This window comes from Bradyrhizobium sp. UBA2491 (assembly GCF_002341725.1).
In the GTDB taxonomy this organism is placed as follows: Bacteria; Pseudomonadota; Alphaproteobacteria; order Rhizobiales; family Xanthobacteraceae; genus Bradyrhizobium.
The window spans coordinates 39,467-39,767 of the sequence record NZ_DDOP01000022.1 but is presented as its reverse complement, the minus strand read 5'-3'; the positions used below and the strand labels follow the sequence as shown (position 1 = coordinate 39,767).

General features: G+C 71.8%; 1 protein-coding gene. It reads right to left on the bottom strand.

Annotated features, from left to right (window positions below):
- Positions 1 to 301, bottom strand: a 301-nt coding sequence (locus tag B2W55_RS06765; protein ID WP_291532199.1) for an enoyl-CoA hydratase-related protein, incomplete at both ends; no start/stop codon positions are given.

Here is a 301-nt window from a genome sequence, read left to right as displayed (position 1 = left end):
GGTCCGATCGCATCGCGATCTGCGGAAACGACGCTATCTGATGCGCCAGCTCGACCGCGGCGGCCAGCGCCTGGCCGGTCGGGACAAGCCGATCTGCGAGGCCCATCGCGACCGCTTCCGAGCCTGAGACCTTCCGCGCGGTCAAAAGCATGTCGAGCGCGCGTCCGGCCCCGATCAGCCGCGGCAGCCGGACCGTCGTGCCGTCGCTCATCGGGACCCCCCAGCGACGCGACAGCACGGCGAAGGTCGCACCCTGCTCGGCGATGCGAAGGTCACAGCGCAGCGCGACGCCGAGGCCGCC